Origin of the sequence: Streptomyces sp. OfavH-34-F (assembly GCF_022347745.1) — a bacterium.
Classification (GTDB): Bacteria; Actinomycetota; Actinomycetes; order Streptomycetales; family Streptomycetaceae; genus Streptomyces.
Genome location: NZ_JAKRGC010000619.1, coordinates 1 through 1,336 on the forward strand (window position 1 = coordinate 1; position 1,336 = coordinate 1,336).

The window sequence follows — 1,336 nt, forward strand, 5'->3', positions numbered from 1 at the left end:
GCCCCCCCCGGCCCCCCCCGCCACACCGCGCGACCGGCGGCGACGGCGGGCGCCGCCCCGGTGCCGGCGCCGCGTCGCTCCGCGGCCGCCGCCGAGGGCCGGGCGCCCGTCTCCGCCCAGAGTCACCGCTGAGTTCCGGCCGCGTCCCGGCGGAGCCTCAGTTGACGGTCACCACCACGGTCTTGGCCGCCTTGTCCTGGAGGCCCTGCCGGTAGGGCTTGTCCGTGAACATCAGCACGATGTTGATGAGCCACCACAGGCACGGGCAGCACAGCAGCGCCGGCAGCCACAGCACCACGGCCCGCATGAACGCCGCCCCGGTGTCCGGCACCCGGCCGTCGTTGAGCATCGCGACCCGCATCTTCAGCAGCCGCTTGCCGAGCGTGCGGCCGTCCTTGTGCGTGAAGTACGTGTCGTACGCGACGTAGACCACCAGGCCGATCAGCGACCAGACCAGCTGGTGCCCGCTGTAGGTCTGGGCGAACAGGTCGCCGACGTCGTCGTCGTTGTTGCCGTTGGATCCGCCGACCGCGCCGCCCCAGGGCAGGGAGATCAGATAGAGCGGGATGGAGATGATCAGGAAGTCGATCAGCCGGGCCAGGATGCGCTTGCCCGGTTCGGCGAGCGGCGGCATCCCCGCCAGCGGGTCAGCGCCGTACGGCCCGCCCCCGTAGGGCCCGGCGTCGTACGGCGGCGGGGGCGGCGGGGGCGCGCCGTCGTAGGGCGAGCCGGACGACGGCGGCGGCTGGTCACCGGGCGGCCGCTTCCGGAACGGATCGTCCTCGGGCGGCTGACCGGGCGGCGGCTGATCGTTGCTCATGGGGGCAGTGCATCCCGGCGCGCGGGCCACCGCAACGGCTCAGGGCCTGTCGGGTGACGCCCGGCCGGAGGTCACCCGACAGGCCCTCAGCCGCGTTCGGGGGACGGGCCGGCGACGAAGGTGCCGGCCGCCTTGTCGTGCCAGCACTGCCGCCACGGCCGGTCGACCAGGCACCACAGCACCCCGGCGACCCCGACCACCAGCAGGCCGAGCACCCCGTACACCAGCCAGCGGCGCAGCGCGGCGGCGAAGCCGGGCGGTTCGTGGGACTCGATGTCCCGTACGTCGAGCCCGCAGAGCTTCTTGCCGAGCGTGCGGCCCCACTTCGCGGTGGGCAGCGCCTCCAGGAGTACGCCGAGCACCAGGAAGACGCCGATGACGGCCCCGCCGAGCGCGGCCGTGGTGGAGTCCAGCAGCCATACGGTGACCGTCTCGCCGGACAGCTTCGCGGCGTCGATCTTGGCGTCGATGTGGTCCAGGGCGCGGCCGGCCAGCGGGACGGCCGCCGCCGCGGTG

General features: G+C 74.3%; 2 protein-coding genes. Both read right to left on the minus strand.

Annotation, left to right across the window (positions count from 1 at the left end; genetic code table 11):
- Window positions 1-157: 157 nt before the first annotated feature.
- The gene (locus MHW47_RS35470) at window positions 158-820 is read right to left on the minus strand and encodes an RDD family protein (RefSeq protein WP_239227911.1); all 663 of its coding nucleotides are present in this window, start codon (window positions 818-820) and stop codon (window positions 158-160) included.
- Window positions 821-906: 86 nt separating this feature from the next.
- Window positions 907-1,336: RDD family protein (locus tag MHW47_RS35475; RefSeq protein WP_239227912.1), on the minus strand; the 430-nt coding region annotated here is incomplete at its 5' end.

Excerpts from the sequence above, each read along its gene's own strand:
- MHW47_RS35470 (WP_239227911.1), bottom strand. The coding sequence starts at position 820 with ATGAGCAACGATCAGCCGCCGCCCGGTCAGCCGCCCGAGGACGATCCG.